Annotated in this window: 16 protein-coding genes; 9 read left to right on the forward strand and 7 right to left on the reverse strand. The window is 34.9% G+C overall.

Features of this window, described 5'->3' with window-relative positions; genetic code table 11:
• On the reverse strand, positions 1-1,209 hold the full coding sequence (locus TX86_RS14855) for a DUF418 domain-containing protein (RefSeq protein ID WP_042350523.1): 1,209 nt from the start codon (positions 1,207-1,209) through the stop codon (positions 1-3).
• A gap of 219 nt (positions 1,210-1,428) precedes the next feature.
• On the opposite strand from TX86_RS14855, the gene bcaP reads away from it, so the two are divergent.
• Positions 1,429-2,817: a branched-chain amino acid transporter BcaP gene (bcaP, locus tag TX86_RS14860; protein ID WP_042349597.1), complete on the forward strand. Its 1,389-nt coding sequence runs from the start codon at positions 1,429-1,431 to the stop codon at positions 2,815-2,817.
• A gap of 49 nt (positions 2,818-2,866) precedes the next feature.
• On the opposite strand, the gene TX86_RS14865 is transcribed toward bcaP, so the two are convergent.
• On the reverse strand, positions 2,867-4,459 hold the full coding sequence (locus tag TX86_RS14865) for a long-chain-fatty-acid--CoA ligase (protein WP_042349599.1): 1,593 nt from the start codon (positions 4,457-4,459) through the stop codon (positions 2,867-2,869).
• 401 nt (positions 4,460-4,860) lie between these two features.
• Between TX86_RS14865 and TX86_RS14870 the strand changes: the two genes are divergently transcribed.
• From TX86_RS14870 to TX86_RS14895, 6 genes are all read left to right on the forward strand, one after another.
• The gene (locus tag TX86_RS14870) at positions 4,861-5,082 is read left to right on the forward strand and encodes a spore germination protein (RefSeq protein WP_042349601.1); all 222 of its coding nucleotides are present in this window, start codon (positions 4,861-4,863) and stop codon (positions 5,080-5,082) included.
• A gap of 15 nt (positions 5,083-5,097) precedes the next feature.
• The gene (locus TX86_RS14875) at positions 5,098-5,283 is read left to right on the forward strand and encodes a spore germination protein GerPB (RefSeq protein WP_042349602.1); all 186 of its coding nucleotides are present in this window, start codon (positions 5,098-5,100) and stop codon (positions 5,281-5,283) included.
• Between the two features lie 74 nt (positions 5,284-5,357).
• Entirely contained in the window at positions 5,358-5,951 is a 594-nt protein-coding gene (gene gerPC / locus TX86_RS14880) for a spore germination protein GerPC (protein WP_042349603.1), read from the forward strand.
• A gap of 2 nt (positions 5,952-5,953) precedes the next feature.
• Positions 5,954-6,133: a spore germination protein GerPD gene (locus tag TX86_RS14885; protein ID WP_042349605.1), complete on the forward strand. Its 180-nt coding sequence runs from the start codon at positions 5,954-5,956 to the stop codon at positions 6,131-6,133.
• A gap of 4 nt (positions 6,134-6,137) precedes the next feature.
• Entirely contained in the window at positions 6,138-6,542 is a 405-nt protein-coding gene (locus TX86_RS14890) for a spore germination protein GerPE (RefSeq protein ID WP_042349606.1), read from the forward strand.
• A 5-nt stretch (positions 6,543-6,547) separates the two neighbouring features.
• Complete coding sequence (locus TX86_RS14895) at positions 6,548-6,766, forward strand: spore germination protein (protein ID WP_042349607.1); 219 nt, start codon at positions 6,548-6,550, stop codon at positions 6,764-6,766.
• Between the two features lie 172 nt (positions 6,767-6,938).
• On the opposite strand, the gene addA is transcribed toward TX86_RS14895, so the two are convergent.
• The 4 genes from addA to TX86_RS14915 form a co-directional block, all read right to left on the reverse strand.
• Positions 6,939-10,673: a helicase-exonuclease AddAB subunit AddA gene (gene addA / locus TX86_RS14900; RefSeq protein WP_042349609.1), complete on the reverse strand. Its 3,735-nt coding sequence runs from the start codon at positions 10,671-10,673 to the stop codon at positions 6,939-6,941.
• Positions 10,666-14,160: a helicase-exonuclease AddAB subunit AddB gene (addB, locus tag TX86_RS14905; protein ID WP_042349610.1), complete on the reverse strand. Its 3,495-nt coding sequence runs from the start codon at positions 14,158-14,160 to the stop codon at positions 10,666-10,668. Before addB ends, addA begins: the two co-directional genes overlap by 8 nt.
• A 120-nt stretch (positions 14,161-14,280) precedes the next feature.
• Positions 14,281-14,835: a signal peptidase I gene (gene lepB, locus TX86_RS14910; protein ID WP_042349612.1), complete on the reverse strand. Its 555-nt coding sequence runs from the start codon at positions 14,833-14,835 to the stop codon at positions 14,281-14,283.
• 11 nt (positions 14,836-14,846) lie between these two features.
• Positions 14,847-15,503, reverse strand: a complete 657-nt coding sequence (locus TX86_RS14915) for a TVP38/TMEM64 family protein (protein WP_042349614.1) — start codon at positions 15,501-15,503, stop codon at positions 14,847-14,849.
• A gap of 390 nt (positions 15,504-15,893) precedes the next feature.
• On the opposite strand from TX86_RS14915, the gene TX86_RS14920 reads away from it, so the two are divergent.
• A complete protein-coding gene (locus tag TX86_RS14920) occupies positions 15,894-16,256 on the forward strand; it encodes a YhjD family protein (RefSeq protein ID WP_042349615.1) in 363 nt (120 codons plus the stop codon).
• Between the two features lie 23 nt (positions 16,257-16,279).
• Here TX86_RS14920 and TX86_RS14925 read toward each other — a convergent pair whose 3' ends face one another.
• The gene (locus tag TX86_RS14925) at positions 16,280-16,807 is read right to left on the reverse strand and encodes a competence protein ComK (RefSeq protein WP_042349617.1); all 528 of its coding nucleotides are present in this window, start codon (positions 16,805-16,807) and stop codon (positions 16,280-16,282) included.
• 191 nt (positions 16,808-16,998) lie between these two features.
• On the opposite strand from TX86_RS14925, the gene TX86_RS14930 reads away from it, so the two are divergent.
• Complete coding sequence (locus TX86_RS14930) at positions 16,999-17,238, forward strand: IDEAL domain-containing protein (RefSeq protein ID WP_042349619.1); 240 nt, start codon at positions 16,999-17,001, stop codon at positions 17,236-17,238.
• Positions 17,239-17,263: the final 25 nt, after the last annotated feature.

Below are 17,263 nucleotides of genomic sequence, written 5' to 3' on the forward strand. Positions count from 1 at the left end.
TTAATTCTCCCTTTCCGCTCTTTTTTTCATAGACGGCTTATGACCGTATGTTCCCCATCTCCAAATGTATTCGACTGGTCCAAATTTATAGGTTTTTAGCCACCATTTGCTTGCAAACATTTGTAGACTATATAGTAAGATTACTAAACAAAAGCCCATTGTAAAAGAAATTTGTCCATATAAACCTAGACCATATGAATAGAAGATAGTTGTACATACAAGAGACTGTAGTAAATAGTTACTAATAGACATTCTTCCAACATAAGAAAAAGGCTTTAGTACAGTATAAATCCTTCTATTCTCTACTAATAAAACAATAATTGTAATATAGAAAAGCGCTAATAATGGACCACCAAAATAATCTTGTATCAGCATTCTCGTATATGGTAGCTTTCCATTAAAGAAAGGAAGTAGTTTACAAACCACTCCTCCGATAAAACTAAAGATTGATAAAGATACCAATAGTTTGTTATGTACCTTTACATTTTCTAACCACTTTTGTTTAGCAAATCCTGCCCCTATCATAATAAGCGGTAAAATAGCCGATACAAGAAGCCATAAGTTAGAAGGACCATTTACTAAGTACCAATCATTAAAACGGTGTGAAAATATCTCAGTAAAGCTACCATTGCTATACACTTGTAAAGAAGATTCAATGGCTTGTGTATTCTTGAGGCTAGCTAACATACTAGCAGAATCATCAAACTTCTCTATAGCTGCTATTCCAAAGATCATTGTACCGTAGACAAAAACATAAATTAAAATCCCTGTTAGTAGTAACGTCTTCCCTTTACATTTCCAAAAAAGCAGAAAAAAGAAGCCACAGATTGCATATGTAATTAAAATATCACCATGCCATAAGACAAAAGCATGGATACATCCAAACAATAATAAAATCACTAATCTTCTACTAAAATATATCGGAAACGAAAGCTCTTTTATTCTTAAACGTTTTGCCAAAATAATAGCTCCATATCCAAATAAGAAAGCAAATAATGGATAAAAACTAGCTTGTGCGAAAAAATCAACAATGCCATTGAGAAATTTATCGCTTGTACTTTTCCAATAAGTAGCTGGATTATAGTAATAAACAGGACTAAAAAAAGCTGGCATATTTACAAAAAATATCCCAAGGATTGAAAATCCTCTCAAAATATCAATTGATTGAATACGTTCACTTTCTTGTATGGATTGCATTTTTTCTTTCATACCAGGACTCCCATCTTTTTCTTTTTTCATTATACTTCGAACTTCATTTAATAGTCAGCGTTCATTATTCCATATATTCTTAATACTATTTTACTAATCTACTCATACTTTAGACAAAAATTTTAAATTTTTCCGACTATTATACTCTTTTGGTTTGACCTACAAGATGTAACAGTATAATATTTTTATCAGACTTTTAAAAAGATTGGGTGTTCAACTATGAAAAATGCATTATTTAGACGAAAGCCAATAGAAGATTTACTCTATCAAGGTGATTCAAAAAATCATTTGAAGAAAACGCTTAGTGCTTTCGATTTAATATTATTAGGAGTAGGAGCAATTGTCGGAACAGGGATTTTTATTCTCCCAGGAACCGTTTCTGCTCTACATTCTGGCCCAGCTATCGTGTTTTCATTTATCATCGCAGCTGTTGTATGCGCTTTAGCAGGCTTATGTTTTTCAGAATTTTCTTCCAGTATACCAGTAACCGGAAGTGCTTATACGTATGGCTATATTGTATTTGGAGAATTCATAGCATGGCTCATTGGTTGGGCTTTACTACTAGAGTATGGGCTAGCCGTTGCTTCAGTGGCTAATGGATGGTCGTCCTACTTAAATGCATTACTATCAGGATTTCATATAGAAATTCCAAAAGCGATTTCTGGCCCTTTCAATCCTACGGATGGTACGTATATTAATATTCCTGCGATGTTTATTATTTTCCTAACTGCTTTTCTATTAACTCTAGGAATCCGTGAATCTACAAGAATCAATGCTATCATGGTTGGTATTAAAATCATCGTTATCCTTCTTTTCATTGGTGTCGGTGTTTTCTATGTCCAACCTGCGAATTGGGAACCATTTATGCCATTTGGTTTTAAAGGTGTCCTAAGTGGTGCAGCACTCGTATTCTTTGCTTACCTCGGGTTCGATGCTGTTTCATCAGCTGCAGAGGAAGTAAAAAATCCTCAACGTAATATGCCAATTGGTATTATCGGTTCTCTAGCAATTTGTACTATTCTGTATGTTGCTGTGTCACTTGTTTTAACAGGAATGGTTTCTTACACAAAGTTAAATGTAAGTGACCCTGTTAGCTTTGCCATGCAATTAGTTAATCAAGATTGGATTGCTGGAATTATCTCACTTGGCGCAGTTGTAGGAATGATGACAGTTATACTCGTTATGTCTTACGGTGGTACAAGATTACTTTATGCATTTGGTCGTGATGGACTACTACCGAAAAGCATGGCAAAATTGCATGATAAATTTCATACACCAGTTAAAAACACATGGACATTTGCTGTACTTGTTGCCATTTGTGGTGGACTGGTTCCATTAGACAAACTTGCAGAATTAGTAAACTTAGGAACCTTACTTGCCTTTACAATGGTTTCAATCGGTATTATCTTTTTGCGTAAAAATAAAAATTTACCTTCAGGTGGATTTAAAACACCACTTTATCCTGTATTACCGATTTTATCTTTCATTCTATGTATATTCTTAATTACACAATTATCAGTTCATACTTGGATTGCTTGTAGCATTTGGTTTGTAATCGGTGTAATTGTATACTTTATATATGGAAGAAAACATAGTGAGATGAATTAAGAAAAAGCTACTATTCACATTTCGTGAATAGTAGCTTTTCTTAATTCATTTAGTTTACAAAGCGACCTTCTTTACCATTTTCAGCCCAATAATCATTGCGAAGTTGAACTTTTTGAATTTTTCCAGATGCTGTCTTCGGTAGTTCTTGAACAAATGTAACACCTGTAACCGCCTTAAAATGTGCAAGTGAACTTCTAGAGAACGCAATTAAGTCCGCTTCTGTTATGGTTTGGTTTGGACGAACTACAACAAATGCATGTGGTGTTTCTCCCCATCTCTCATGTGGTACAGCGATAACAGCCGCTTCCAGTACTGCTGGATGCTCATATAGATTTCCTTCTACTTCAATTGAAGAAATATTCTCTCCACCAGAAATAATTACGTCTTTCTTACGGTCTACAATATCAACATTTCCATATTCATCAACAGTACCCATATCACCCGTGTGTAACCAACCATTTCGAATCGTTGCCATAGTTGCTTCTTCATTCTTCCAATAGCCTTTCATGACACCATGGCTTCTTACAACCACTTCACCAATATCTATACCGTTGTGAGCCACTTCTTCTCCGTTATCATTTACAACCTTCACTTTACATCCGACCATATCATGCCCAGCTTTCGCTTTCATACGATATTGATCTTTCAACGGTAGATGTTGCAAATGTGCACGAACTGTAGAAACAAGACTTAGTGGCGTAGTTTCTGTCATACCGTAAACTTGGATAAATTCCCACCCTAATTCTTTTTCCACTCTCGCTACAAAAGCAGGTGGTGGAGCTGAACCAGCAAGAACGATACGAACATTCTTATTTACTTTCGGGATATTATTTTCAAAATATTCAAATAATGAGTTCAACACTGTTGGCGCCATATGCAGGATCGTAACACCATGTTTCTCCATAACATTAAAGACTGCTTCAGGTGTTGCCTTCTTAAGCATTACCTGTCTCGCTCCGTTTAATGTGTAATAAAATGGAGATCCCCATCCGTTAACATGAAACATCGGTAACACATGTAAATATGTATCACTATCACTAACGCGTAAGTGATGCATTGTAGAAAATGCATGTAAATAATTATTGCGATGTGTCAACATAACACCTTTTGGGTCACCAGTTGTACCGCTTGTATATAGAAGTGAACATACATCATCTTCATCAACGTCAGCACGTTCAAATGATTCTCCTGAGTATTTCAATAACCATTGATCATAATCAATTTCAGTTGAATCATCATTTTTATAATGTACAATAATATGTTCTACTGATACTAATCGCTCTTTAATCGGAATAATATATTGGTATAAATCTTGATCTACTACTAACACTTTCGATTCACTATGATTCAAAATGAATAAATAATCTTCAGGCTTTAGACGGATATTCAACGGAACCATAATAGCTCCTAATTGGAATACACCATAAAACCCTTCTAACATTTCAACTGTATTTGGTGCAAGATATGCTACTCGATCCCCTTTTGTAACCCCTAGTTCTTGTAAGCCCCTTGATAGTTGATTCACTCGATAGTTAATTTGCTTATAAGTAAACACTCGATCCTCAGTAAAAATTGCATCCTTATCCCCAAATAAATTTACCGCTCTGTCCAGAAAGTCCGTAACAACTAATGGTACATTCATGGTTTCCCCTCCCACACTTTATATATATTTCTATTTCAGTTATATTTTAACACACAAATCGACAATATTGCATCATGTATTCGTACAATTTCCATCTGTTATATAACATTATTTTATGATACATTTCTCTGTATAAACGGGTACTAAGCTACGTTATTCACACACCTCATTAACTTTTTTTCTGTTAATCATACAAAATCAGACAAAATAAACGGAATTTCCAAATCAATATTTAATATTTACAAATACTAAATATTTTTTCCTTATATATGATTATCCGTAATTTATGCTTCCCTCATCACTTAGAAACCTTAACGCTTCGAAGAAATATGGGCAATCGAATCACATTCTATAAGGCGAGTTCATACGATGTATAAACTAACGTAAGTAAGGTGGATGATATGCCAGCAATTGTAGGAGCCATACAAGTTATCGCAATTGGTAGTAGTGGTGTTTTCCATGTCGGAGATGTTTATAAAATCACCCCCTACTCTACATCCAAAACATATGCAGGAGCAGGGTCTTTTAACACAGGAGAAAGTTTGTCTGTTTACAATAATGATAGCCGACTTTCCATAAATGATGATGACAACATTGATCAACCGATTGCATTTACTTTATAAAGGAGGAGGATTAGGATGCAATTTTATATTAACCAAAGTATTCATATTCATAGCATTAAAATCTCTAGTATCAGCAACTCCTCTATCTTGCAAATCGGAAGTGCTGGAATCATAAAATCGCTAAGCACACTAGCCAATTCCGGTGAATATACAGAGCCGGCACCGCCAGTCCCAGGCCACACAATCGTGGAAAAAAAATAGGCGTTCACCTATATTAAGCCTTCACATACACTAATTATCATACTTACACGTTATCCATGATGGGGTGAAGATTTATGAATAATGAATTCTATACTTATGCTGCAGAAATGAAGGCTTATCTCGAAACGCAAGCAAAACGAATAGCGATTCTCGAAGCTGAAATAACTAGCCTAAAAGAAAAACTAAAACAAATGGGCGATCAATCACCTGTCAATATTGAGAGAATTGAATACAAATTTGATCAACTGAAAATCGAACGTCTAGACGGCACTTTAAATATTGGGCTTAATCCAGCTAACCTTAGTGAATTAGAGGACTTTGCAGTAAATGGTCAATCATATCCTGTTCCATTCCCTCCACATTTAAGAGAACAAATTTCACAAGAAATTACGACTTATATTGAGAAAGAATTGCCTTCCATCATCTCTTCTGTAGAAGCAGAGATGGCTTTCAACTCTCAGGGTGAATATGAAACATTCATCAAAGACGATTTAGCTAAACAACTTCCCGATCGTATTCAGTACTATATTAATCAGCATCCGTATACGGAACAAAACAGTCGAAATAATAGCTACCAGCAAAAAATTATTGAACAAATAAAGACGGACATCACGCAAGCTGTTCGTGCATTCTTCACGAATGTGCGTAACAGTATGAAAGGAATGTGATTATGAATTATCAAGTTACAAATGAAAACTTATGTGTCGGAAAAATTAAGGTAATCGCTGTTGCAAGTGCTTCACTACTACTTGTGGGAGATGCACAAACCATTCAACTCTCTTCCGCTTATGATACACCACCAGAATCTCTCATTATCGGACCATTAGGACCGTTATCGCCAAAATCTTAAGAAAATGTTAAGTCGATCCACTCATATCAAAAACGTTAAAGTTACAAACTGCGGGCTAAGTGCCAATGTACAGATTGGTGATACGAATTACATCGACGGATCATTCGAAGCTATATCCGTTCAACACGATTATAAAGCACTTTACGGCGACCCCGAACTTTTTGAAAAATATCCATTTTTCTCAGAACCATTGGCTATACCTATCATATATGAAAATATTACATTTACTAAATTGGATAAAAAACCTACGATTCATGTCGATCATCTGCAAGTAACGGGTGTTGCTTCATCGGCTGTTTTAGCTGTTGGAAACATTTCACACACTCGAATGTCTTCAAAATTATTTAATATACGACGATTAGCAGATCAAGAAGATAAAAATCCTTATTCAAATCCGAAAGGAGGATGAAGCATATGCCTGCTATTGTAGGACCAATTCAAGTAGGAAGTGTAACTGGGGGCTCTATTCAGTTTGGCGATGCCTTCGTCTATTCTCCTAAGTCGTCCGCTAAACTTGCAACAGGATCCGGCACTGAAAATACAGGTATTTTTATCATTACGAATAATGGTATTAGTGCTACAAATATATTTGATGCTAACGTTGTCGACCAACCAATACTTGGTAATAATTAAAAAACTAGCAACACCCCTTCTCGATTGTTACCTTTACTGCTTCTTTACTTCCAAGCAAAAAGGAGCCTTTTATCATGATAAAGGCTCCTTTCTCTATATTTCGATGTTTTGACTTTTTACTCTTTAGTAATTGGTTTACTTTTTAGCATATACAAACCATTATCCCTATACTTTACATCTCTAACAAATGACCGCCATCATCAAAAAAGTATAGATATTTCTGCTTCACTTCAACTTTTAGTATGCTTTCAATTGCCCTTGCATATAATTCAATTTGAACTTTATAACGATTTGCCAATACAGGTCTTGCCTCTTCAAATCCACCTTTAAATCGATCTGTAATTCGATCTGTTTTATAATCCAGTAATACGTAACCTTGGTCATCTGCAAATAAACAGTCGATAACCCCTTGTATTAACACCATTTCATCGCCCATTTCCCAATCACTATATGCCTCACTAGCTGGAATAACCATAGAAAATGGGACTTCTCGTTGTAAAGTATGAGCATTTCGCATTCTCTCTGCAAGATCACTATTAGAAAAACGAAGAATTTCTTCACTATTAATTGCTTCCACTTGTTCTTCTGTCAAAAATTCTTTTTGAACTAAGTCGAACTTCAATTGCTCTAATCTTTCTTCTGTCATTTTCTCTTTCAAGTTCATTTGCTGCATTACTAAATGCATAACCGTACCTTTCTCTGCAGGTGTCATTTTCTTTGCCTGCATGAAAGCCGGACGATCATGAATGCTTTTTCTTGTTTGTATCAAAGTACCAGCGTCTTCTTGCTCCATAATTTCCTTTTGACGCTTTAATTCCGTTACACTTTGCTTAGAAAAATGAGTAACTGCAGATTGATAATTGTACCTCCAATTTAACTGTTCCGCGACTTGAGTAGTATATTGCGACTTTATTTCAATTGGTTTAAATGCTTTAATCTGATCCATGACAGTGTTTTCTACTTGTTCTTCATCATTTTCTTCTTGCTGTAACACAGAAGCATCGATTACTTTCATATTCCAAACGGAAGAATGCTGAGATAGCTCACTATTTTCAGCATATTGTCCATAAATATCTATATTATGATGATGGCGAGCAAGCGCTGGTCCTATCCAATCACTATAGCTTTTCGCATTAGCACGTACATAATCCTTCAATAACCATTCATGTTGTTCTTGAGTTTTACTCCATTTCTTAAAATACCCCTCTGCATCCTTTAACGTACCAATTAACACAAGCTTTTCTTTTGCCCTTGTTAATGCTACGTATAATACCCTCATTTCCTCAGCAATTAGCTCAAGCTGTTTTTTCTTCTTAAATGCGATTTGAGGTAATGATGGGTAGGTAATACGAAGCTCTGCATTCGTATATTTACAAGCAAATCCGTATTCCTTATCAAGGAGATAACTTTTTCGTAAGTCCATCATATTAAACTGTCTTGATAAGCCAGCAATAAAGACAACTGGAAACTCTAAACCTTTACTTGAATGAATTGTCATAATACGCACAACATCTTCTTGCTCACTCAGTGCTCTCGCTGCTGCTAAGTCATCACCACGATCTTGCATTCGTTCAATGAATCGCAAGAATCGGAATAATCCCCTAAATGAACTTTCTTCATATTGACGAGCACGATCAAACAAAGCTCGTAAGTTTGCTTGACGTTGTTTTCCACCTGGCATTCCACCTACAAAATCATAAAACTTTGTATCACGATATAATTGCCAAATCAAATCAGATAATGACTTTTGACGAGCAAGTTCTCGCCACTCTTCAATCTTTTCAAAGAAATGCTTCACATGATTATAATAAGAAGCATTCTCTTCATTTTCACCATTAAAATAAAAACTTTGTAATGCTTCGTAATACGTAGCATTTGCCTTGCTAATTTTTATTTGGGCCATTTGTTCCTCACTTAAGCCAACAATTGGCGAACGAAGGACAGATGCAAGTGGAATATCTTGAAGCGGATTATCAATCACCTTTAACAGTGACATCATAATGGCTACTTCTGTTGCCTCAAAATATCCCGATGATAAATTACCGTAAACAGGAATACCCTGTTTCTTAAACTCCTCCATAATCTCTGGGGTCCAAGTCATTGAACGCATTAAAATAACAATATCTCGATACGTAATCGGTCTTTTCATCCCTGTTTTTAGATCTGTTATGATACGTTTTTGATTGATCATCTCTTTAATTTGCTTTGCTAACAGACGCGCTTCTAAATGAACAGTTTCTAAATCTTCCGCTTCAAAGCCTTCAACTGCTTCTTCATCACTTGTACTATTTTCTTTATGCTGATCAATAAAACACACTTCAATTGGATAAGCTTCGTCTTCAGGATAAGGAGCACCTTTTTTTAATTCGGCGTCTTCATCATATTCAATTTCACCGACATTAATACCCATTAGCTGTTTGAACAAATAGTTTGTTCCGTCCAATACTTCCTTACGACTACGGAAATTACGATTTAAATCAATTCGTAAACCACCATCTGTACCATCATGTTTAAACCTTACATATTTTCCTAAGAAGAGATTTGGCTCTGCAAGACGGAAACGATAAATTGACTGTTTTACGTCCCCTACCATGAACATATTACCTTCTGCTTCCTCTTCTTTACTGACTAAATTTAAGATGGTCTCTTGTACTAAGTTCGTATCTTGATATTCATCCACTAGTACTTCTTGGAATTGATTTCGATAAGCAAGCGCAACTCGGGATGGTTTAATACTGCCATCACCTTCTGTCTCGGTTAAAATTTCAAGACAATAATGCTCTAAGTCTGAAAAGTCAACAATGCCTTTTTCACGTTTTTCCTGTCCATATTTATATTTGAACTGTTTAACTAATGTAACAAGCATTTCTACATAAGCTTTCAGTTCTTTCATATCTTTTAAATAGCTTTCTGGCTTTCGAGAGAATAATTCTTTCTTCAAACCTTCTATTAGCTTTTTCGCTGAATCACGAAGTCCTTTGGATTGCTCCGCTAATTCCTTATCATATGAATCTCCACGAACTTGCTTTAACGTTGAGAATTTCATTGTTTGCATCACATCATACATAGCCGTCCATGACTGTTGCATCGCAATTTGCAACTGCTCAACAATCCCCATATCTAGCAAAAATGTTTCTGCACGTGGCGCAGGACCTGCTGGTACTTTCGTCAATTGCGTGGCTTCTTCTAGTAAATCTTTTGCAGCTGATAATTGTAAACTAATATGGAATTGTAAAGCTTTCATAAATGGTAGAGAATCAATAGTTGTACTCTCATCAATGTTATACATCGAAACCATTTCATCTAGCCATTGCTCTGGATAAGGATGCGAGCTTGAGAACTCATGTAATGTACGAACAATATTTTGTAACTCTATATCATTTCGGTCGCTACTAAAAGCATCTACTAAACGGAAGAACGATTCATTATCTTCCATTCCATAATTCTCTTCAAAAATATCATCTAAAACTTCATCTTTCAGTAATTCCGCTTCTGTTGAATCAGCAATGCGAAAACCAAGGTCTATATCAATTTCATAATAATATTTACGAATTATGTCTAAGCAAAAAGAGTGCAAAGTACTAATCGAAGCACGATTTATTAAACTTAATTGTCTTCTTAAATGCTGAGAAGATGGATCTTTTTTGATAGCACTTTCCAAAGCATCTGCAATACGGTGTCTCATTTCCGCTGCTGATGCATTTGTAAAGGTAACAACTAATAATTCATCTACGTTTGTTTTCTCTGATAACAACTTATAAATAATACGATTAACCAATACGGCTGTTTTCCCCGACCCAGCTGCCGCTGCAACAAGGATGTCTTGATCACTTGCCCAAATGGCTTTCCATTGGTCACTCGTCCACGTTAACTCAGGTGGCATTGCTGGAATAACTGATTTACTCATGTGCCCTGTCCTTTCCATGTATGATACTTAACACTTCGTCCGCTTTCCTAGGTGTTAATAGTCGATATTGATTTTCTTCAAGTGCATTATCAAATAGGCACACACTCTTATATGAACAAAATGTGCAAGGTACGCGGTCCTTTAATTTATAAGGATTAATGATTGTCTGGCCATCCATTATTTCATTACCAGCCTGCTGATAAATATTATGAACATGCTTTCTTAATGATTGGAAGTCATCATCACTGGCAACCTTAGATGCTTTTGAAATATTACCATTCTTCAACAAGCCTGCTGATACAATATTCGACTTCCCACTTTCTTTAAGATTATCATCCATAAGATTTAGTACGTCTGCATCACCTAGTAAAAGACCTTTCATCTTAAACTGTTTAAAAATCTCTTCTTCAATTGTGTCGACATCCATCATTTCATTTGCTTTAATAATGGGATTATGAACATGGAAATAGAGCATCCCAGCTGGATACGCAGCAGTACCAACTAACGCTTGAGCATGAGCAATTATGACGTCCAAATAAGTTAACATTTGTAACGCCAAACCATAATATACTTCATCGAGATTTACATCTTTACTACTTGATTTATAATCAACGATTCGCACGTATACATGACCATTATGTTCCGCTTTATCTATGCGATCAATGCGACCGATTAGTTCCATCTGTGTTCCATTTGCTAGTGTAAATGTAAGCGGAGGAAGTTCACCATTCATACCAAACCCTAATTCAAGGCTTATTGGTGCAAATCCACTATGTCTCGCTTGCTCACTTAAAACAATAGAAGCTCTACTAATGACATTTTCTAATTTTCGTTTTATATAATGATGACGGTTTGTACTTAATAAAATTTGATTTTGTAATTTAGGAGCCAATTGATCGACTGCTATATTTGCTAATCGATGGCATTCATCCTTCGTTAATTGCGACCATTCTATTTTTCTTTGGAATAATGTATCTGAAATAATTTTTAAAGCACCATGAAACATTTCACCAATGTCAGGAGCTTCTAGTCGAAAGACTTTACGATCCTGTAGCTTTAAGCCATGTGAAGCAAAATGTGAAAACGCACAGCTATTATACTTTTCCATTCGTGACACACTAGCTGTCATACGATTTCCATATAGCTTCTTCGTCGTATCTTTCGTTAATTGACGAGCTTTGTTTTCATAAAATAATCCACTTAATACTTTCTTAAGCATCGTGCTATGCTCTTCAGATGTAAGAAAATAATTGTATAGATCATACCAAATTCTCTCAACACTATATCCTCGCTTCTTCGTTTGAAGCACTGCTGTTAAATTAGCAATCGCTACATCATCATTCACCATATATTGAAGCAAACGTTCTTCATCTTCAGCATTCGGCTCATGCTGCAAATAGACTTCCTTCACATTCGGTAATACTTCTTTTATTCGTTTTACATAAGGAGATGGTATAAGCGATCCGCCTTCTTCATCTCCTAATGGATAACTTACATACAGTGCTTCTGACGGTGTAGTAAAAGCCTTATATGCCGTAAACTCTTCATCTAACAAACGTACTGTGGAATCTGGTGCAACTTCCAATCCGCTTCTATTCAATGTTACACGATCAGCATCCGAAAGAATTCCTTCTTCCGTTGCCTTCATTGGTAAAACACCTTCATTTAAACCAATAATAAATGCTACCTTACTATCGCTGACACGTGATAAATCCAAATTCGCTACAATAACTTGATCCATCGCTGGTGGTACTTGCGCAAAATTCATCGCTTGTAAGCCTGAGTCTAATATTGTGGAGAACTGTTTAACAGTTAACGTTGTGTTTCCCATCGTTTCAACGAATTCATCTAATAAACTGATAACCGATTTCCAAGCTTGATCGTGATGTCTAGCCGTTAAGACATCGCCTCTTTCTTCACAATCTCGCTGGAGTCTTTCTAGCTTTTCAGGAATTGCCGTTTCTTCTAAAAATAAATAGAGCGCTTTACAGTAATCTAAGCCTGTTTTCGCTCGTTTACATCTTCCTCCTAGACGTGCTAATGGTTCAGAGAAGATATCTTTTAATGCATTTAATTCATCTTCAATTGCTTTTTCCTGATCGGTTTGCCCTCTATCTTCTAATTCTAGCCCACGAAAACGCCGATACGTCCAACGTTCTTTATTCGTCCATCTATCACCTTTAATACCTCTTGATAGAACATAGTTTTCTAACTTGTCTACCTCTAGACGCATCTTATGTTTATTTCTCTGTAAAGGATAGAGAAGATCTGTTTTTATAGCTCGAAAAACTGGCTCGTAGCGCCAATTTGTGTGGATAATTTCTAAACTAGATCGAATCAATTCAATCAGAGGATGATGTAGCATCGTTTCTTTCTTATCAATAAAAATTGGAATGCGATAATCAGAAAAGATAGTTTGAATCAAATCGTGATAAGCACTACCGTTTCGAAGTAATATTGTAATTTCTCTCCATCTATACTGATCTTCTCTAACTAGCTTAATTATTTCACGTGCAACGCCTTCTATTTCAGCTCGACGATTTACAGCCATCATAACCGTTACAGCACTATTACCTTCATATTCTATTGCTGGTCGTTTATTAAAGTTTTCTTCCAAATGAAAAAGGCTTTTGTTTTTAAAACGCTGTGGATCTGTTAAAAAATAATCTTCTTCTACTTGGACCCCTGACTGAATCGCCAATTGATATATACTGTGATATAACTTAGCACTCATGCTAAATAAATAGAAATCAGTCGGTGGTCCTTGACGAAAACTCTGATCCAAAGGTAATGCAACAGTAACTTTTTCACATGTTTTTAATAACTCATTTATGACCAGTAATTCCTGAGGAGTTAAACTATAAAAACCGTCTATATAAATTTCTGCATTTTGCAGATATGTTGATTGAGAAACTTTCTCTGCTAGTAGTGTTAAATAATCTTCTGAATCAATATATTTTCCAAAGAGTGCTTTCTCAAACTCTGTATAAATCAATTCTAAATCATGTAACTTATCTTTTAAGCTTTGCTCGTCTTCTTGAGAAAGTTGCTCTTTCAACAGTTCTTTCATATTATCAGGTGATATACAATATCGCTTAAACTCAATTAACATATCTTCCATACTGCTTACAAACCCAGTCTTACTAGCAGAACGTTGGAAAATTTTCAATTCCTCTTTCTTCTCTTCAATGATTTTTGTAATCATCATATTAATACCAACACTTGTTAAATGCATTCTACTCATTCCGCCTGTTTCTTGAAGCACTCTCCAGGCAAGTCGTTTAAAGCTAAACACCTGAGCAGAAATCATTCCGTATAATCCTGGTGTTTCAGCTAACTTTGACTCTGAAAGAAATGACATTTGATCAGGAACTAAATAAACAATAGGTGAAGACTGCGGATTGTTATGCAGTTTCGTTCTAATCTCATTTAATATTGCTGTTGTTTTTCCTGTTCCAGAACGACCTAATATATATTGTAAAGACACAATAACAACTCCTTTTCATTACCTATTCTTTGTCTCTTTAACGTCACTTACAAAAAAAGCGTAAAAAGGCGTTCAAAAAGAGATATTCAATCCTTTTCGAACAGCCTACGTTTACCCTGCTTAAAATTGCATATCAAATTTATCTAATGGCCAATATCGAGCATTTACTTTACCTACAACATTATCAATAGAAACAAACCCAAAATGTCTGCTATCAAAACTATCCAATCGGTTATCTCCCATAACAAACAGACTACCATCAGGTACTTTTTCAACTCCTGTAAGCTCTGCTAATGTAAAGTCACCCGTTTCTTTCTGACCGAAAACATTCTGTTCTTCATTATGTAAGTATGGCTCAGCGAAAAATTTACCATTTATATATAAACGATCATTCTTATATTCAACTCTATCACCAGGTAAACCAATAACACGTTTCACATAATCATCTTCACTATTTGAATGAAAAACAATAACGTCAAACCTTGCTATACTTCCAACTTCATACCCTATTTTATTTACTATCAATTTATCTCCATCTTTAAGTGTCGATTGCATCGAGATACCTTCTACTTCATAACTCGAAAATAAGAACTTATAAATAAAGAGGAAAAGCACTACCCCCAATACTCCTACTTTCAACCACTCAAAGAACACATTTTTATTACTTTCAGACACGATTCTCCATGTTACCCTCTTTCTCTCTGTTTTTCCCTTGCTCTTTCCATTTCCCTTTTCTTAACCTTTGATTCGATGTCTCTATTTAAGCTTATTTCGATTCTCTTTCCGACATACCAAAGAATAAAAATAATGATTAATACAATAACAGTACGAGCAGGCTTTGTAATCAACGATGTAATATCATGACCAACGAAACTAATTGTAAAAATCATGACCAGTTTTCCAGTCAGAACCGCAAACATATATTGTACGCGACTCATATTCGATAAACCCGCTACTATATTTACAACTGCTGAAGGTGTAAAAGGAAAGCAAAGCATTAAAAACACAGGGCCGAATCCATGAACATCAAGCCATTTTGTTAATTTCTTTACTTGCTTATTTCTCTTAATAAAAGAAAAGAATTTCGTATGGCCATATTTTCTTATAACAAGAAAAACCAATATCGCTCCTATAGAAGAACCCACCCATGTAAGTAGAAAACCAAACCACAAGCCAAATGCATTCGTGTTCGCTATAACAAACACAAATAGAGGCAAGAATGGTAGAAAAGCTTCTAGTAATGGCAATAATATCCCTGGTATTGGACCGAACGCTTTATAGTTTTGTATCAATTCTAGTATATTTTCTTGGGTGAAAAATTCCTTTAAACTGTCCAAATCCATAATATGCTCCTTCTATTCGAAACCGAAATTTCCTTATGTCGTATACTACTAATATTTATCATTTGTTATCAGAAAATAGCTGCCATTTCTTGAGAATCTCTATCTAAAATGATGCTATCAGTAAGATTTACTATTTAACAATATCTCAAAGTTAAGAAGCAAAACTCAGTAAATCTCTTACGTATATTTTATCAGAAGAACCAACTCATGCTAGTATAATTCTACTTGTTTTTAAGAAAATAAAAAGTTATACAGAAAAGATTAGAAAATTTCACTTGAATAGAATTGTGTCATTCGTTATTATATAATAATAAGAACATTTGTTCTTATTGAGTGTGGAAAATATGTTTAACTATAGAGAAAATGAAGAATACTATTGGAGGATTAAAGATGACACGCATACCTGAAAAAGACCGCGATATAATAGAACAAGCCATCTACTTACCGATGGTACTGACGGTCCTCAACCGCGATCTCTCTACTATTCAAAATAGTCCTTTTAAGTTAAGAAACCCATATTTAGAATGGATTCAGCAAACAATGAAAATTGTGCAACAAGAACTTGCTGAGGTAAATCGTTTTTTGAGGCTAGAAAATATTAAAGTAAGTGAAATGAAGCGTGATGAGGTATTTACGATGTTCTTATTTCTTTATAAAGGTTATGAAGAGTATCATAACTATTTTAATCCAAGAATCCGAAACAAAGTAGAGGAACTGCTAAAGTATTATCTATATGAGAGATACAACAGCTAACCTTAATCATTGAAATGTTATTACTACTTCTCGATTATAGGATACTCCTGCATAGTTCGATATTTCCTTTTTGTTTCAGCAATTCTATGGTCTAGCTTTGTTTTTAGAATCGCTGTCCGAGCTACTTGTGTTTCAAATGTACTATAAGAAACTGATAGGTGAATTCTTTGTTTATTACTAAATACAAGTATGGTTTGATTATTATCATCTTTCGTAAATGTTTCAATATGATTATGAGCAATCCATACACAATGCTCTCTAACAGGTGAAGTTGTTGGAAAGAAAAAAATAGAACTTGATTGATCAATAACAATAGGAGCCTTATGTCTATAACCTGTTAAATTTCGTGTACCTTCCCTTCTGCCTTCATAACTGCTTCCGAAATACTCACAGCTTGTCTTAATAATTGAAATCGGTTTCATCAATACAGTAAGGTCATCATATACTTCATAAATTTGTGAACATAACATTCCTTCATGCTCGATAGGCCTAATAATTAGCGTATACGGTGTAATCTCATACTCATCAACAATCTTTAGTTTTGTTTTCATTTAATACCCTCCTTAGATTACAAATATTACCAGCATATTTAACATACCACATATTTCAATAAGGTTGTTTGAATATTATGTGAAATAATCCACAAATTATATTTAAAATATTTAGAATTTTTTAAAAATTTAGTTGAATTTATCTTTAAAATTCTATATAATTATAAAAAGGTATTAGGGGTGATGGCTTCATGAACCATGAACGTTCGTACACAGAAATGATGAAATCCACTGGTCTGCAAAAGCATTCGGGAAAAGAAACATTTATGTTGGAACTCTATATCGATATGATGCTTCAAGAAGCTCTACTAAAGAATGAAAAAGAAAAACTCCTTATCGAAATTGATAAAGCTCTCGATCAAAGAAATGAAGAACTTTTTCAACGTTATAGCAATGAACTTAAAGAAATTAATAAGCGTTTTGGAACTTAATACTATAAACAAAGAAAGAACCATC

The organism is Bacillus massiliigorillae, from assembly GCF_000380245.2.
In the GTDB taxonomy this organism is placed as follows: Bacteria; Bacillota; Bacilli; order Bacillales; family DSM-1321; genus Bacillus_AD; species Bacillus_AD massiliigorillae.

Coding starts and splice junctions, on each gene's coding strand:
- TX86_RS14890 (WP_042349606.1), top strand. CDS start 6,138: ATGTTAAGTCGATCCACTCATATCAAAAACGTTAAAGTTACAAACTGC.
- TX86_RS14930 (WP_042349619.1), top strand. CDS start 16,999: ATGAACCATGAACGTTCGTACACAGAAATGATGAAATCCACTGGTCTG.
- TX86_RS14895 (WP_042349607.1), top strand. CDS start 6,548: ATGCCTGCTATTGTAGGACCAATTCAAGTAGGAAGTGTAACTGGGGGC.
- TX86_RS14885 (WP_042349605.1), top strand. CDS start 5,954: ATGAATTATCAAGTTACAAATGAAAACTTATGTGTCGGAAAAATTAAG.
- TX86_RS14920 (WP_042349615.1), top strand. CDS start 15,894: ATGACACGCATACCTGAAAAAGACCGCGATATAATAGAACAAGCCATC.
- bcaP (WP_042349597.1), top strand. CDS start 1,429: ATGAAAAATGCATTATTTAGACGAAAGCCAATAGAAGATTTACTCTAT.
- TX86_RS14925 (WP_042349617.1), bottom strand. CDS start 16,807: ATGAAAACAAAACTAAAGATTGTTGATGAGTATGAGATTACACCGTAT.
- gerPC (WP_042349603.1), top strand. CDS start 5,358: ATGAATAATGAATTCTATACTTATGCTGCAGAAATGAAGGCTTATCTC.
- TX86_RS14870 (WP_042349601.1), top strand. CDS start 4,861: ATGCCAGCAATTGTAGGAGCCATACAAGTTATCGCAATTGGTAGTAGT.
- TX86_RS14865 (WP_042349599.1), bottom strand. CDS start 4,459: ATGAATGTACCATTAGTTGTTACGGACTTTCTGGACAGAGCGGTAAAT.
- TX86_RS14915 (WP_042349614.1), bottom strand. CDS start 15,503: ATGGATTTGGACAGTTTAAAGGAATTTTTCACCCAAGAAAATATACTA.
- TX86_RS14875 (WP_042349602.1), top strand. CDS start 5,098: ATGCAATTTTATATTAACCAAAGTATTCATATTCATAGCATTAAAATC.
- TX86_RS14855 (WP_042350523.1), bottom strand. CDS start 1,209: ATGAAAGAAAAAATGCAATCCATACAAGAAAGTGAACGTATTCAATCA.
- addA (WP_042349609.1), bottom strand. CDS start 10,673: ATGAGTAAATCAGTTATTCCAGCAATGCCACCTGAGTTAACGTGGACG.